The sequence below is a fragment of the Ruegeria sp. HKCCD3925 genome, assembly GCF_057221175.1.
In genome coordinates, this window is record NZ_JBWVBI010000009.1 from 137,328 (window position 1) to 151,988 (window position 14,661).

Sequence of the window (14,661 nt, forward strand, 5' to 3'; positions counted from 1 at the left end):
GGCCACCCGTTTACCCGTTTTTCTTTTCCAGTGCCTTACGAAAACACCACTTCATCGATGTTTCCGTTCGAATTTGATGCCAGACGTGATGGCCTCAAACGCGTCTTTCTCATCGCGGTTGATTCGCGCACCATTGTCGGCGATGTCGAAAACGGCCCTGTCTTCGTTCTGGCTGCGGCTTGTACGGTTGCGCTCTTCGGCGGCTTGCGCCAGCCGATATGTCAGCGCCTCATCGGCCAGATCAGACAATTCCTCTGCCGCTTCGGCAATCTCAGCATCCAACCCCCGGAGCGCTTTGATCTTTGCGAGTTCCTCGGCCAGCGTCATCTCGGCCTTTTCAACGTCGCCCGGTTTGTACACACAGGGGATCACTGCGACATGGCGAAGGGCCAGCAGGTTTTCAAGGGGTTCCGGTCCCAAAGTTTGCATGATGTGATCCTGCAGATTGTCCGGATCGTCGATGGCATGGCGCAGGATTGCTCCCCGCAAGGCCGCATGATCAGGGTCGTGGCAATCCATTTCTTCCAGCTGAGTTTCGAATTGCACGACAACTTGTGGATTCAGGATGACAATCGCGAGAATTGCCGCTTCGCGCAGTTGAATATCCGCATTCTCAGCCGAGGCCAGAAATGACGCCCGTGCGCCTGGCGTGGCAGGCTGTGCCTGCGGCTGCCATTTTCCGCGCGGTTGCCACGGACGATTTTGCGATTGTCGCTGTGGGCGAAACAATTGCCAGCGCAGGTCCTTAATTTCCTGCCCGTAGTGCGATCGGATCGAGGGGTCGCGGATCAGCTTGATCTTCTCTCGCAGGGATTTATCCAGCGCCGCTTTGCGTTCGGGGCTGTCAAAGACCTTGCCTTCCGTCTCGCGTTGCCAGAGCAGTTTGACCATCGGGATTGCAGCATCCAGCACACCCTGCACCGCTCCCGAACCTTCGGCGCGCAGCAAATCGTCGGGGTCCTTGCCTTCGGGCATCAGTGCAAAGCGCAAGGATTTGCCCGCTTCCAGCAACGGCAGCGCCAAGTCGACCGCCCGCATCGCCGCGCGCAGCCCTGCCGTATCGCCATCCAAAGCGATGATCGGCTCGTCAGAGATGCGCCAAAGTAGTTGCAACTGATGCTCGGTGATCGCAGTCCCCAATGGCGCAACCGACGCGCCAAACCCGGCCTCAGCCAAAGCGATCACGTCCATGTAGCCCTCGGCCACAACCAAAGGCTGCCCTTTGCCTGCCGCCTGTCGTGCGGGGCCATGGTTGTAGAGGCTGCGGCCTTTGTCGAACAGATCGGTCTCGGGCGAGTTCAGGTATTTGGCGTTGTCATTGGGATCCATCGCCCGGCCACCAAACGCAATGCACCGCCCGCGCGGGTCGCGGATCGGGTACATGATGCGGTTGCGGAATGTATCATAGGGTTTCTTACCCTTGTTCGACGGCTTGGCCAGCCCGGCCCCAAGGATCAGGTCCTCGGAGACATTCTTACCGGTTAGATGATCCCACAGAGCCTGCCAGCCCTCGGGTGCGAAACCGATTTCCCAACGGTCCAGCGCCTTCGCGTCAAGACCGCGACGTGTCAAATAATCACGTGCCGCCGCCCCTGCCCCAGTCTTGAGTTGCAAACGAAAGAACTGCACAGCCTGTTCCATCACCTCGGCCAGCTGTGAACGGCGGTCATGCTTTTCCTGCGCCTTGGGATCACGCGCGGGCATCGGCATCCCGGCCTCGCGCGCCAGAATTTCCACGGCTTCTATGAAAGAGACATTCTCGGTCTCTTTCACAAAACTGATCGCGTCCCCTTTGGCGTGGCAGCCAAAGCAATAATAGAATCCCTTTTGGTCATCGACGTGGAACGAGGCGGTCTTTTCGTGATGAAAGGGACAAGGCGCCCACATATCCCCCTTGCCCTGATTGGATTTGCGCTGGTCCCACATGACCTTACGCCCAACAACCTGAGACAGGCTGAGGCGCGTTCGCAGTTCATCCAGAAATCCGGGGGGCAAAGACATGGGTCAAACCTGCCAGAAATGAAAACGCGCGCCAAGGGGATGGCGCGCGGTTGTCCACAGAGAAATGATCTGACTGTGGATTATTGTTGTAAACACAACTCCAGCCACGCAGCTCCGAGATCCTTCTTACGCACGTCGCGCATCTTCTGCTCATATACCCAAGGCGTGATCAGCGGAACAGCGGCATTGTAGTTCTCGGGCCAGGTAGGACCACTGTCGGCCACCGCCTGCGCCACATCGCGTTCCTTGACCCGGTCAAGTCGTGCTTTCTGTATCGCTGCAACAACGTCGGCCTGATACTTGCAGCTCTGTTCCTTGGTTTCCTGTGCAACCACTGGCGTGGCCAGCACGGCCGCAACGATAGCGATACGCAACATGGGGATCTCCGAAGATTCGTTTCTTTCAGCGCAGCTTACCCGCGCGCGGCGATGCCTTCCATCGCCCTTTTCAAATCGTGAACCAGTGTCTCAGCCATGGATCGGAAGACCATGATCTGAAACGTGTTCTCCCCAACGCGCGTGATCGAAGCGGTCATGTGGAACAGCAGGGTCCGGGCGGAGTGGCCGCGCTTGAAGTTCGCCTTACGCAGATCAATAGGCACTACGCGCGCCAGTACGTCTTCGACATCAGCACCCTCTAACCGGACCACAGCCCAGGCATCTGATTGGTCCACAATGGCCGCATTCTTGGTCAGGGTCGCATCAGGAGACGGCCCGATCAGCATCGCATGCGCCGGGCCGAACCAGATCGCCCGCGCGCCAGCCTTACCCGTTGCGCGATTGGCCGATGGATAGGCCATCCCGTGCGCTGCTTTCAAAGCTTCGGATAGCGCCTTTTGCTTACCCTTGAAAGGTGAGATCGAATGGATCGCCCCTACATCCTCTTCGCTGAGCGTTACTGAGCCGATAGTCAAAGGCAGCAACCCGTCGCAGGGTGTTTTGGCGGTCAGATTATCCACGGACGCGCCCTCCTTCGGGGTCAAAGAAAACCGGGTTCACCACTTCACACAGGGTTGTCACGCCGCGCAGATGATCGACCATTTTCACGATTTCTCCATACCTCTCAGGCCCGTCCGCCAGGAAGCCCAAGCCCAACATCGTTTCCAGCGTCGGGGAATAACACACGGAGGTCAGATAGCCCTGATCATTGGTACGCACCGGCTCGGCCTCTTCCCGATACAGATGCGCGCCCGCAAGCAATTCCCTGCTTTCGCCAATGGGCTTGAGTCCGACTAACCGCTCGCGCCCCGGCTCTTCAAGGCCCGGACGTTGCGACGTGGTTTTGCCGATGCAATCCTTCTTCTGCGACACCATCCGACCCATGCCGATATCATAGGCAGTCGTCCGTCCGTGGATCTCGGAATGCGTAATAAAGCCCTTTTCGATGCGAAGAACGTTCAGCGCTTCCATCCCATAAAGACCACCGCCCAGCGCTTCAGCCCGCTCGGTCAAAATATCGAACAGGCTCGCGCCATAGCGCGCAGGCACGGCGATTTCATATGCATGCTCGCCCGAGAACGAGATCCGGAACAAACGCCCCTGCACACCCAGCACCGAGATCGATCCGCAAGCCATGAAGGGCCAGCTTTCTTCATCAAGAGGTGCGCCCAGCAGATCGTTCAACAATTCACGCGATTTTGGTCCGGCCACGGCAAACTGTGCCCACTGTTCAGTGACCGAGATGAACGAGACATCCAGATCAGGGCGCAGGCCCTGATGAACGAACTCCAGATGCTTCATTACATCGCCAGCACCTGCCGTGGTGGTGGTCATCAAGTAATGCGTCTCTCCCAGCCGCGCGGTGGTGCCATCATCCATGACGAATCCATCCTCACGCAACATCAGGCCATATCGCGTTCGGCCAACTTTGAGGGTCGAGAACATGTTCGTATAAACGAAGTCCAGAAACGCCCCCGCATCCGGCCCCTGTATGTCAATCTTGCCAAGCGTCGAGACATCGCACACCCCGACGGCCTGACGCACCATGTTGACCTCACGGTCACAGGATTGCCGCCACGTGGTTTCTTCATCCTTTGGGAAATAGCTGGGGCGATACCACAGCCCGGCCTCAACCAACGGAGCTTTCCGCGCTACGGTCGCTTTGTGCGAAGTGATAAAGCGTTGCGGCTTGAAACCCTTGCCTTCAGCCCCAGCACCCAACGCGGCAATGGCGATAGGAGAATACGGAGGGCGGAACGTCGTGGTTCCGGTTTCGGGTATCGCGCGCCCGGTGACGTCCGCTAGAATGGCCAACGCCGCCACGTTCGAATTCTTGCCCTGATCCGTCGCCATACCTTGCGTCGTATAGCGCTTCATGTGCTCGACTGACCGGAAGTTCTCAGTCGCGGCCTGTTTGACGTCTTTCACTGTAACATCGTTCTGGAAATCCAGCCACGCGCGCCCTTTGCCGGGAACGGCCCAAAGCTGCGTGATCTCGTATGGCGTATCCTCGGCCTGCGGTGGCACAGTCTTCGAGGCCTTGTAGCCAAGATCGCCAAGCACGCCTTTGGCTGCCTCAATCCCTTCACGAAGGCAGGCTGTAGTTGAGAAAGATCCGTTGCACGCACCCGCTGTCACCATGCCCGGCACGGCCCCTGGCCTTGGCACAAAGGCTTCGATCTCACGCTTCCAGATCGGGCGGCTATTCATATGACACGTTAGATGAACCGAAGGATTCCAGCCCCCTGTCATGGCAAGGCAATCCGTGTGTATCCGTTCTTCTCCACTGGCGCGGCGCACTGTAATCGCCTCCAGCCCTTTACGGCCCGAACTGTTACAAACTTGCGCCCCGCGTAGAACCTCGTAATCGTCAGACAAGGGCGCGTCATGGCGGCTATCGATCACAGCCGCCACATGGACACCAGCATCCAACAAATCACGCGCAGTGCGATGGATATCGTCAGTATTTCCGAAGATCGTCACATTGCGGCCCGGGCTGACACCCCATCGATTTAGATACGCCCGCACCGCGCCAGCGGTCATGATCCCCGGGCGATCATTGTTGCGGAATGCGACCGGGCGCTCCAGCGCGCCTGCCGCCAGAACTGACCGCTTGGCCACGATCCGCCAATAGGTTTCCAACGGCGCCCCGTTCGGGCGTTGATCCGTATGGTGAAAAACGCGTTCCAACGCCGCAAAGGTACCTTGGTCATAGGCACCTGCGATCGTGGTCCGGGTCATGATGCGGACATTGTCCATCGCGGCTAACTCGGCCAGCACTTCGTCAACCCAATCGGGACCCGGTTTTCCGTCGACCTCATAGGTCTCGGCCAGCAGACGCCCACCCACGCGACTGTTTTCGTCGGCCAGAATGACGTCCGCGCCGGCACGACCAGCGACCAGTGCGGCCATCAGCCCCGCAGGCCCTGCCCCGATAATCAGCAGATCGCAAAAGGCATAAGCGCTTTCGTACTTGTCGGCATTGTCTTCGCCCGACAGTGCTCCCAATCCGGCGGCACGTCGAATGATCGGCTCGTATAGCTTTTCCCAGAAGCTTTTCGGCCACATGAAGGTTTTGTAGTAAAAACCCGCGCCCAAAAACGGGGAAGCCAGATCGTTGATCCCCATCAAATCGAAACTCAGGCTGGGCCAGCGATTCTGGCTGCGCGCTTCAAGTCCCGGATAGATCTCTTGCATCGTGGCGCGAATATTTGGTTCTTGACCTGCGCCTGCCCCCAAGGTCATCAGCGCATTCGGCTCTTCGCTGCCTGCGCTCAGCACACCCCTAGGCCGGTGGTACTTGAACGAACGCCCCATCAGTCGCACGCCATTCGCCAAAAGCGCTGAGGCCAGGGTGTCGCCCGCATAGCCGCTATAACTGGCACCATCGAATACAAACGGAATCGACTGCGTACGATCGATAAGACCCTTTCCATCGATCCTCATGCCCGCTCCTCCGATGCCGGCTGCGCGTCGATCATCTCATGCGTGACCGTGTTTCGTGTGACCACGATCCATGCACCGCACCCGCCTTCGTGATACCAAAGCTCTCGTGTCGGCCCTGCCGGGTTTTCCCGTTGGTAGACAAAATCATCCCAAGCCGCCTCACCGGCATCCGGGGCCGGTCGGTCCAGATCCACTGCCGCCCCGCGATAGTAGAATTCGCGCCGATCCCGCTCGCCGCAATATGGACAGGTGATCCTCATAGCCGCGCGCCCTTCTTGATCTTTTCAATAATACCCAAATCCAACATCGCGCCCCTCAATGCAGATTGTGCTGAGAGCCCTTGCCCTCTTCATCGATAATCCCACGCCCGGTGCGGAAACGATCCAGTCGGAAGCCGGTGGCATTCTCGTGATACCGATCCGTCGCAATCAGATGCGCAAACACATTCCCCGAACCTGGAACCGCCTTGAAGCCACCATAGTTCCAGCCGCAATTGAGATAGAGCCCATCAATATCCGTTCGGTCTATGATCGGAGAGCCATCGGGCGACATATCCATGATCCCGCCCCAGGATCGCAGCACCCGCGCCTTGCCGATCATCGGCATCAGCGCCATCCCGGCCTCCATCACGCTTTCGACGGTAGGTAAATTACCTCGCGCCGCATAGGAGGCGTAAAAATCCAGATCACCGCCAAAGACCAGACCGCCCTTATCTGACTGGCTGATATAGAAATGCCCCATGCCAAACGTCACCACATGATCGATGCAGGGCTTCAGACCCTCGGTCACGAAGGCCTGCAAGACATGGCTTTCAATCGGCAGCCTCATTCCAGCCATCGCCGCCACCTGACCTGAACGCCCGGCAGCAACCATCGCCACCTTCTTGGCCCGGATCGGCCCGCGCGAGGTCTGAACACCGCGCACCACGCCATTCTCGATATCAATACCGGTCACTTCGCAGTTCTGGATCAGATCCACGCCGCGCTGGTCCGCTCCGCGCGCATAGCCCCAGGCCACTGCATCGTGTCGCGCTGTACCTCCGCGCGGGTGGTAGAGACCGCCATACAGAGGGAACCTAAGGTCATCGAAATTCAGATAGGGCACCATCCGCCTCAATTCATCGCGATTGAGAAGGATAGCATCGTCACCCTGACTGATCATCATGTTGCCCCGGCGCGCAGCGGCATCACGCTGCCCGTCCGAATGGAACAGGTTGATGATCCCGCGTTGCGAGTGCATGACATTGTAGTTCAGATCCTGCTCAAGACCTTCCCACAGCTTCAATGAGTGCGAGTAGAACTCAGAATTGCCCTGCAAAAAGTAGTTCGCGCGCACAATGGTGGTGTTGCGCCCGACATTGCCCCCACCGATATAGCCCTTTTCCAGAACAGCGATATTGGTCAGACCATGTTCCTTGGCCAGATAATAGGCCGTGCTCAACCCATGACCTCCGCCGCCGATAATGACGATGTCATATTCGGATTTCGGTTCAGGCTCGCGCCAGTGCGGCGTCCAGCCTTTGTTGCCGGTCAGGCCCTCTTTCAGGACACGTAAGCCGGAGAAACGCATTCAGAACTCCCTACAGGTGTGTCGGCATCAAACCAACTTCACCCAGCAGTAACAACGCCGGAATCCGGTTCCACTCCTGTTTTCGACGAAAACTTGTCGCTGGGCGACCAATCCACACACTCTGACGACTTCGACCTAAATGAAAAATGGCCAACCCGATGGTTGGCCACTCAAGAATCTTCTGTTGTCTGTGCGCTCAGAGGCCCTTGGCGCGATAGCTTTTTGAGACGCGGTCGATCGCAACGATATAGGCCGCCGTGCGCAGATCGTCGACATCCGCGCGATCATGCCAGACTTCGCTCATCGACTGATAGGCAATGCGCATCGTGTCATCGAGACCAGAACGCACCAGCTCCAACTCGCCAGCGCCCTTTAGGTACTTGGCCTTGAAATCCGGAGACATCGACCAAGCGTCACCCAGATACCGATCCAACCGTTCCAGTTCGCTGACGATCAACTCATGCCGGGCTTCTTCCTGACGCCGTTGCATCCGGCCAAATCGGATGTGGCTGAGGTTCTTGACCCATTCGAAATAGGACACGGTCACACCACCAGCGTTTGCATACATGTCAGGGATGATCACCGTACCTTTCTTGCGCAGAATCTCATCCGCACCCGCCGTGACAGGTCCGTTGGCGGCCTCGATGATCAGCGGTGCTTTGATACGTTCGGCGTTGGACAGGTTTATTACCCCCTCCAGCGCCGCCGGGATCAGGATGTCACACTCTGCCTCAAGCACAGCTCCACCCTCGGCGGAATGCGTGGCGTCAGGATAGTCTTTCACGCCGCCATGCTTGACGATCCACTGCCGCACGGCTTCTACGTCAATGCCGTCGGGATTATACAATGCACCATCCCATTCGATGATGCCGACCACACGCGACCCGTCTTCCTCGCTGAGGAATTTAGCTGCGTGATATCCAACGTTACCCAAGCCCTGTACGACGACGCGCTTCCCATCAAGCGAGCCTGACATGTTCGCCTTCTTGACGTCTTTCGGGTTTCGGAAGAATTCGCGCAAAGCGTATTGGATGCCGCGCCCGGTTGCTTCGACCCTGCCCGCGATGCCACCGGCGTTCAAAGGTTTCCCCGTCACGCAGGCTCGCGCGTTGATATCGGTCGTATTCATCCGCGCATATTGGTCAGCCATCCACGCCATTTCGCGCTCGCCTGTTCCCATATCGGGCGCAGGCACGTTCTGTGAGGGGTTGATCAGATCGCGCTTTGCCAGCTCATAGGCAAAACGACGGGTGATCTGTTCCATCTCATGTTCTTCATACTGGCGAGGATCAATGCAAAGTCCCCCTTTCGAGCCACCAAAGGGCGCTTCGACCAGTGCACACTTGTAAGTCATGAGCGCAGCGAGCGCCTCGACCTCATCCTGGTTCACCGCCAAGGCATAGCGAATGCCACCCTTTACCGGCTCCATATGTTCCGAATGAACCGAACGATATCCGGTAAAGGTGTGGATCTGCCCCCGCAGACGCACCCCGAACCGAACGGTGTAGGTGGCATTACAAACCCGTATCTTCTCTTCTAGCCCGGGCGGCAAATCCATCAGAGACGCCGCTCTGTTGAACATCAAATCAACACTCTCACGAAAGCTGGGTTCTTTAATGCCGGTCATAAAATCCTCCGTGCCGGTAGACGAGATACGTCATGACTTTTTGTCGCACTGCTTGCCAAATACCGCAATCAGTAACTGCACGTATTTTCATCAGTTTGTGAACTTTACTTTTGAGCTCCATTGGTGAGTCGGGCGTTAACGAAAGCCGCGCGATTGTCCAAAGGCGCGAAACAAAACCACCAATAACACCGGGAATAAAGCTGAATCTCGTTAAAAACGAGCAGCATAGTGTCCACTGCGCCCAAATCTCGCCACGATCCGTGAGTAAATTATTAAAGTTGCGAAGTGCTGGCATCAGTGTGTCTGATCGACCGAGGAACCAATTATGCGCAAGTTTGATTTGAAGGCCCAATTCAACCGTCTCTGCCGCGAAAACAGTTGTTCGCGGCACTTGCGGCACTTTGTTTCTTCGACAGAAGGCACGATGACGATCCTTGCCCTTTTCCTGATCGTGATAGTCTTCACCGTGGCCGGGTTCGCGGTCGACGTCATGCGGTATGATCGCGAAAGGGTAAGGCTACAATACGCACTGGACCGCGCGGTCCTTGCCGCAGCTGACCTGGACCAAGAGCTTTGCCCACGGGTCGTGGTGAATGATTACATTCGCAAAGAAGGTTTCGATACGAATATCATCAAAAATATCAAGGTCGAGCCCGAGACATGCACGACAAACGACGACGGAACCGTGACTCAGGTTGCAGAACTTGAAGGAAAACGGAAAGTCGAAGCCAGCGCCGACATGAGCATTGAGACACACTTCATGAAATGGAGTGGCGTCGATTACATTGATACAACCGCCACCAGCATCGCCGAAGAATCGATTGGTAACGTCGAAATTTCGTTGGTTCTGGACGTGTCGGGTTCGATGCGCGGGACAAAGCTGACCAACCTCAAAAGTGCCGCTGAGGACTTTATCGATGAGATGATCCTGAAATCTGAGGATGGTAGATTGTCGATCTCAATTGTGCCCTACTCGGAACAGGTGTCGGTGCCTGACTACCTTATGAATGCTTTGAACACGATCGGGGCTAACGAAAGGGCCAATTGCATCGATTTCCAGGCTTCGGACTACACAACGACCGATTTCAACTATTACGACATCGTGGACGACGAAGGAAACATCATCACAAAAGGTGACTATGTCCCGCAAACTCTTCATTTCAAGGATAATGGCTCCAGCGACAAAAGGTTCAGCGACACGTTGGTAACCAGCAATACGTGCCGTCTTGAAACCACCACAGATCGGCGAGAGATGACGGTAATCCAGAATGATCCTGACATTCTGAAAGGTCAGATCCAGAATCTTGTGGCAAGCGGCTGGACTTCGATCGATGTGGGCCTCAAGTGGGGTCTTACTTTGCTTGACGATAGTATCCAACCGCTGATCGCTCAGATTGCGGACAGTTCAGAAATTCCGGACTCGTTCGCAATTCGGCCAGCCCCTAACAAGACCACGGACACCCTCAAGGTTCTGGTGCTGATGACGGATGGCGAAAACACTTATCAGCACAAAGTGAATCCGCCTTATAATGACGGCCCCTCGGACATCTATTGGAATGAAGATGCCGAAACGTATTCTATCTACGATGAAGAGTATGACCGCTGGGCTTGGCCTAATGTCGCCACAACTGTAAGGGACAGTTCGTATAGGCGCTGGACCCGCGACAAATACCAAGATCATGCCCATGGCAATGGGACTTATATGCGCTACCGCTGTACGGATTACTACAACGGCACCTGCTATTCGATGGATCGATCGCAAACACGCGAGGACTCTGAAGGGCTTTCAACAGATTCCGATCCGGTAGAACTGGAATGGCCCGATGTCTGGGCGCATACTGAAAAATACGCAATTCGGAATATGTTGCGTCACGCTTATGGCTGGGATCGCGGCGAAGAATTTGCAGCTGACTCCACGACCGAAATTGGTCCTTCGACCAAAAATCCAAATGTTGTAGATCTCTGCGAAGAAGCTGAAGAAGATAATGTCATCATCTTCTCGATCGCTTTTGAGGCACCCTACGGTGTTAAGCAGATGCTGAAAGACTGCGCGATCAAACCTGCCCGTTACTATGAAGCGACCGGCAATCAGATTGAACGCGTCTTCGATTCAATCAGCACCTCCATTCAAAACCTGAGGCTGACCCAATGACAAAGACACTGCGGAATCGGCTTCGGAGATTTCGAAAGAATGAGGATGGAAACTCGTCTATCGAGTTTATCTTCTGGTTTCCATTCTTCCTGTATGTCGCTTATTCAGGCATGGATCTGGGATTGCAGTCCTTCCACCATGCCGATCTTGAACGATCTCTGGATATGACAATTCGGGAAGTCCGGCTTAATCGCCTCCCCGAAGGAGAAGATGAATGGGATCACGCGCTGCTGAAGAAAATGATCTGTGACGAAGCGCTGATAACCAATTGCTCGGAAAACCTTGCGCTCGAGATGAAGTCTATTGATCCGCGGGTCGGCAATCAGTTGGATCCAACCCCCTATTGCGTCGACACTCCGGAGACAATTCGTAAGCCGGACGAAGTTGTTTTTGAACAAGGGACTTCAAATGAGCTTATGATTATCCGCGCCTGTCTTGAGGTTTCACCTGTTTTTGGGCTTTCGATGCTGAGCGGCATTGCGAAGCAGGACAACGACGGCCAATGGGAATTACAGGCGACGACCGTATTTGTTCATGAACCATTTGGTGGTTCATCAGCTGATCCTGACGATTCATCTGACACAACAGTGGATGTGGCCGATGCCTCGAATTAACAAAGAAAATCGCAACCTTCCCAAGGCACTGCTGAACCGCTTTCTCAAACGAGAAGACGGTGCCTTATCGGTCGAGGCAATGCTGATATTGCCGCTGCTGTTCTGGTCAATGTTTGCGTCATACACCTATTATGACAGCTATCGCCAAAGCGCGATCAACATCAAAGGAGCCTACGCAGTTGCGGATGTACTCTCACGCGAAGCTGAAGATGTTAACGCCGCGTATATCAACACTATGTACGACCTTCTGGAAAACATGGTTGATACCAGAGCACCGGTCTCGATGCGTGTGACCTATCTGACCTATGATGGTGATAACGATCTCCACGATGTTCTATGGTCCTGCGTGCGGGGCACTGGATATCAGAAATGGACCGACGCAGAGATCGTGAAAATCAAACAACGGCTTCCGGTAATGCCTGATAACGGCTCAATGATACTGGTCGAAACCAACAATACATACAAAGCGCCATTCCAGATGGCATTCAAATTTGCTGACTTTGAAATGGATAATCTGGTCTTCACACACCCGCGTGTTTTCGACCAGATCGTCAATACCGACCCTGCTTGCTTGGGTGTCTAACTCTTTTCAGCAAGCATCGCCGACAGCATTTCCGACATGTATTTGGTCTCGGCGGCGGCTGTCATGCCGCCTATGCCAATCCTTCGTCCGACACGCCACCAAAGACCGGGCGCCCACTGGTTTGAGCTTCGTGCATGAGTGATTACCAAGAAGCCATTTGATGGCTTAAATGCGAACACGCCCCGGTCTACGCCTTCGACATCCTCGATATTGCAGATCACCTGCCCCGAGCCTGTGCGCAATTGGGATTGGGTCAGCTCGATCCTGTCTTCGGTCGCGTACCACATGCGACGGGCCAACCAGAACGCGGCTGCCCCGGAAACCAGTAAGAAGACCTGCCAGCCTAACTCAGGCGGCGATGCCAACGCGACGTAAATGACCAACGCCCCGACCGTGACCAGCATCCCTACCCCAGTCCAGCGCCGCGGTGCCGAGGCCGCGACCGTGGCCAGCACTTCTTCTTGCATGTTGTTCTCCTGATTGTCTGCTCGCTTTAACCGCTTTGATACGCAAAGGACAGCACCGCGTCACCTGTCTGAGCATCTTCGCACAGCTTCAGTGTTCCTGCGCAAATTGACTGCCTCAGGCCGACGCATAAGTTCCGGTCAAAGGATCAGGAGGCGTTTATGTCACTCAGACCAACTTTGGAATTCCGCAAGGCGGTCCCGACAATGGAAGGCGCGGGCGTCAAACTGCACCGGGCGTTCGGGTTTCAGGACCCGTCGGAACTGGACCCGTTCCTGCTGTTTGATGATTTCCGGAATGACAACCCATTGGACTATATGGCCGGTTTTCCGTGGCATCCGCATCGGGGCATCGAAACGATCACTTATGTCCTGTCCGGTACAGTCGAACACAGCGACTCGCTAGGCAATAGCGGCACGCTGGGTGCCGGAGATGTCCAGTGGATGACCGCCGGGTCGGGTATCCTGCATCAGGAAATGCCCAAGGGGTCGGCCAGCGGTCAGATGCATGGGTTCCAGCTGTGGGGCAATCTGCCATCAGATCAGAAAATGGCCGCCCCGCGCTATCAGGACGTTCAAAGCACTGATATTCCAGAAATCATCGATGATGATGGGACAAAGGTCCGTGTGATTGTCGGTACATTCTGGGGACGTACGGGCCCAGTGGACGGTATCGCTGCCGATCCGCAATACCTGGATATCAGCATACCGGCAGGGGTGAAAAAAACCATTCCGATCGACACATACCGCCGGGCCTTCGCCTATATCTTTGAAGGCAGCGCTGCCTTTGCGGATGCGTCTCAGCCAACTGGAATTCTTCTAGAGAAAGAGATCGCCGGGCAAGAGGTCAACATCCGCGACATGTCAGGAGACAGGACGTTGGTTCGGTTCGGGACCGGAGACGAAATCACGGTTCAGGCCGGGCCCGAGGGTGTACGGTTTCTTTTGATCTCGGGCGCTCCGATCGATGAACCCGTGGCGTGGCATGGCCCGATCGTGATGAATACGCAGGCAGAATTACAGCAAGCGTTTCGGGAGTTGCGGAACGGCACTTTCATCCGACCTGCCCACTAAGGGCGGGTCAGGCGGTGACTGCTTTGCGGACCATGTCCCAGTATACCTGCTCGACCTCATCCAGCGACAGGCGGCCACCGCTACGATACCAAGTGATCACACCATTCAGCATGGCAATCACCGCTAATGTGGCGATCTTGGTATCGGTGACCGAAAATTGACCCGATTGCTGCCCGTTACGCAGAATATGCTCTAACGAGTCCTCGTAACGGCGGCGCAGGGCCTCGATTTCGGCAAAATTTTCGGGGTTCAGATTGCGCAGCTCCATATAAGCGATGAACACCTCGTCGGGACGCTGCAGGTGAAATCGGATGTGGAACCCGACAAACTGACGCAACGCATCTTGTGGATTATCAAACCTGTCGAGATCGTCATAGGCGGCCATCAGATCCTGCATGTGATCGCGCATCAGCCGAAACAGAAGGCTCTGCTTGTCGGGCGTGTAATTATAGAGTGCCCCAGCCTGCACCCCCACCTCGCCTGCGATCTGCCGCATTGAAACCGCAGCATAGCCATGACGGGCAAACAGCCCCAGTGCGGCCTCGCGAATGCGGGGGCCGGTTATATCGGAATGAGAACCTTGTGTACGCGCCATGCTTCGATCGTATCTGAACAGACGTTCAGATAGAACCCCGCTTGAACCATTCCGACAAAACGTGCATCACGGGATACACGCTGCGACCCGAAGGACTG

At 55.8% G+C, this 14,661-nt stretch carries 14 protein-coding genes; 4 read left to right on the top strand and 10 right to left on the bottom strand.

The features are described from left to right. Nucleotides 1-51 precede the first annotated feature (51 nt). The 8 genes from dnaG to AC2TEM_RS19635 all read right to left on the bottom strand — a co-directional run bounded on the left by dnaG (nt 52) and on the right by AC2TEM_RS19635 (nt 9,376). Nucleotides 52-2,001 carry a DNA primase gene (dnaG, locus tag AC2TEM_RS19600; protein ID WP_170422330.1) on the bottom strand — a complete coding sequence of 650 codons (1,950 nt, stop codon included), beginning with the start codon at nt 1,999-2,001 and terminating at the stop codon, nt 52-54. Between the two features lie 80 nt (nt 2,002-2,081). After that, on the bottom strand, nt 2,082-2,378 hold the full coding sequence (locus tag AC2TEM_RS19605; protein ID WP_170396287.1) for a hypothetical protein: 297 nt from the start codon (nt 2,376-2,378) through the stop codon (nt 2,082-2,084). A 35-nt stretch (nt 2,379-2,413) separates the two neighbouring features. Then, nucleotides 2,414-2,959, bottom strand: a complete 546-nt coding sequence (locus AC2TEM_RS19610; protein ID WP_170608909.1) for a sarcosine oxidase subunit gamma family protein — start codon at nt 2,957-2,959, stop codon at nt 2,414-2,416. Then, on the bottom strand, nt 2,952-5,885 hold the full coding sequence (locus AC2TEM_RS19615) for a sarcosine oxidase subunit alpha family protein (protein WP_170422334.1): 2,934 nt from the start codon (nt 5,883-5,885) through the stop codon (nt 2,952-2,954). The genes AC2TEM_RS19610 and AC2TEM_RS19615 overlap by 8 nt, the downstream gene beginning before the upstream one ends. Beyond that, nucleotides 5,882-6,145, bottom strand: coding sequence for a sarcosine oxidase subunit delta (locus tag AC2TEM_RS19620; RefSeq protein WP_170396281.1), 264 nt, complete (start codon nt 6,143-6,145; stop codon nt 5,882-5,884). Before AC2TEM_RS19620 ends, AC2TEM_RS19615 begins: the two co-directional genes overlap by 4 nt. Nucleotides 6,146-6,200: 55 nt before the next feature. Beyond that, nucleotides 6,201-7,454 (bottom strand): sarcosine oxidase subunit beta family protein, encoded by a 1,254-nt coding sequence (locus tag AC2TEM_RS19625; RefSeq protein ID WP_170396279.1) that lies wholly within the window; start codon nt 7,452-7,454, stop codon nt 6,201-6,203. Nucleotides 7,455-7,650: 196 nt separating this feature from the next. Continuing rightward, nucleotides 7,651-9,081: a Glu/Leu/Phe/Val family dehydrogenase gene (locus AC2TEM_RS19630; RefSeq protein WP_170422336.1), complete on the bottom strand. Its 1,431-nt coding sequence runs from the start codon at nt 9,079-9,081 to the stop codon at nt 7,651-7,653. Next, the gene (locus tag AC2TEM_RS19635; protein ID WP_170512807.1) at nt 9,068-9,376 is read right to left on the bottom strand and encodes a hypothetical protein; all 309 of its coding nucleotides are present in this window, start codon (nt 9,374-9,376) and stop codon (nt 9,068-9,070) included. The genes AC2TEM_RS19630 and AC2TEM_RS19635 overlap by 14 nt, the downstream gene beginning before the upstream one ends. Nucleotides 9,377-9,505: 129 nt before the next feature. On the opposite strand from AC2TEM_RS19635, the gene AC2TEM_RS19640 reads away from it, so the two are divergent. The 3 genes from AC2TEM_RS19640 (at nt 9,506) to AC2TEM_RS19650 (ending at nt 12,430) form a co-directional block, all read left to right on the top strand. Then, nucleotides 9,506-11,233: a pilus assembly protein TadG-related protein gene (locus AC2TEM_RS19640; RefSeq protein ID WP_255612046.1), complete on the top strand. Its 1,728-nt coding sequence runs from the start codon at nt 9,506-9,508 to the stop codon at nt 11,231-11,233. A 110-nt stretch (nt 11,234-11,343) separates the two neighbouring features. Beyond that, a complete protein-coding gene (locus AC2TEM_RS19645) occupies nt 11,344-11,847 on the top strand; it encodes a TadE/TadG family type IV pilus assembly protein (protein WP_480790360.1) in 504 nt (167 codons plus the stop codon). Further along, on the top strand, nt 11,834-12,430 hold the full coding sequence (locus tag AC2TEM_RS19650) for a hypothetical protein (RefSeq protein ID WP_170396270.1): 597 nt from the start codon (nt 11,834-11,836) through the stop codon (nt 12,428-12,430). Before AC2TEM_RS19645 ends, AC2TEM_RS19650 begins: the two co-directional genes overlap by 14 nt. Here AC2TEM_RS19650 and AC2TEM_RS19655 read toward each other — a convergent pair. Then, entirely contained in the window at nt 12,427-12,897 is a 471-nt protein-coding gene (locus AC2TEM_RS19655; protein ID WP_170565779.1) for a hypothetical protein, read from the bottom strand. The two genes, AC2TEM_RS19650 and AC2TEM_RS19655, sit on opposite strands and share 4 nt — an antisense overlap. A 159-nt stretch (nt 12,898-13,056) precedes the next feature. On the opposite strand from AC2TEM_RS19655, the gene AC2TEM_RS19660 reads away from it, so the two are divergent. Then, nucleotides 13,057-13,968: a pirin family protein gene (locus AC2TEM_RS19660; protein WP_170608911.1), complete on the top strand. Its 912-nt coding sequence runs from the start codon at nt 13,057-13,059 to the stop codon at nt 13,966-13,968. 7 nt (nt 13,969-13,975) lie between these two features. Here the strand turns inward: AC2TEM_RS19660 and AC2TEM_RS19665 are convergent, their stop codons facing one another. Then, nucleotides 13,976-14,563: a TetR/AcrR family transcriptional regulator gene (locus tag AC2TEM_RS19665; protein WP_170422345.1), complete on the bottom strand. Its 588-nt coding sequence runs from the start codon at nt 14,561-14,563 to the stop codon at nt 13,976-13,978. Nucleotides 14,564-14,661: the final 98 nt, after the last annotated feature.

Excerpts from the sequence above, each read along its gene's own strand:
- AC2TEM_RS19665 (WP_170422345.1), bottom strand. The coding sequence starts at position 14,563 with ATGGCGCGTACACAAGGTTCTCATTCCGATATAACCGGCCCCCGCATT.
- AC2TEM_RS19650 (WP_170396270.1), top strand. The coding sequence starts at position 11,834 with ATGCCTCGAATTAACAAAGAAAATCGCAACCTTCCCAAGGCACTGCTG.
- AC2TEM_RS19625 (WP_170396279.1), bottom strand. The coding sequence starts at position 7,454 with ATGCGTTTCTCCGGCTTACGTGTCCTGAAAGAGGGCCTGACCGGCAAC.
- AC2TEM_RS19605 (WP_170396287.1), bottom strand. The coding sequence starts at position 2,378 with ATGTTGCGTATCGCTATCGTTGCGGCCGTGCTGGCCACGCCAGTGGTT.
- AC2TEM_RS19635 (WP_170512807.1), bottom strand. The coding sequence starts at position 9,376 with ATGCCAGCACTTCGCAACTTTAATAATTTACTCACGGATCGTGGCGAG.
- dnaG (WP_170422330.1), bottom strand. The coding sequence starts at position 2,001 with ATGTCTTTGCCCCCCGGATTTCTGGATGAACTGCGAACGCGCCTCAGC.
- AC2TEM_RS19660 (WP_170608911.1), top strand. The coding sequence starts at position 13,057 with ATGTCACTCAGACCAACTTTGGAATTCCGCAAGGCGGTCCCGACAATG.
- AC2TEM_RS19615 (WP_170422334.1), bottom strand. The coding sequence starts at position 5,885 with ATGAGGATCGATGGAAAGGGTCTTATCGATCGTACGCAGTCGATTCCG.
- AC2TEM_RS19655 (WP_170565779.1), bottom strand. The coding sequence starts at position 12,897 with ATGCAAGAAGAAGTGCTGGCCACGGTCGCGGCCTCGGCACCGCGGCGC.
- AC2TEM_RS19640 (WP_255612046.1), top strand. The coding sequence starts at position 9,506 with ATGACGATCCTTGCCCTTTTCCTGATCGTGATAGTCTTCACCGTGGCC.
- AC2TEM_RS19630 (WP_170422336.1), bottom strand. The coding sequence starts at position 9,081 with ATGACCGGCATTAAAGAACCCAGCTTTCGTGAGAGTGTTGATTTGATG.
- AC2TEM_RS19645 (WP_480790360.1), top strand. The coding sequence starts at position 11,344 with ATGGATCTGGGATTGCAGTCCTTCCACCATGCCGATCTTGAACGATCT.
- AC2TEM_RS19620 (WP_170396281.1), bottom strand. The coding sequence starts at position 6,145 with ATGAGGATCACCTGTCCATATTGCGGCGAGCGGGATCGGCGCGAATTC.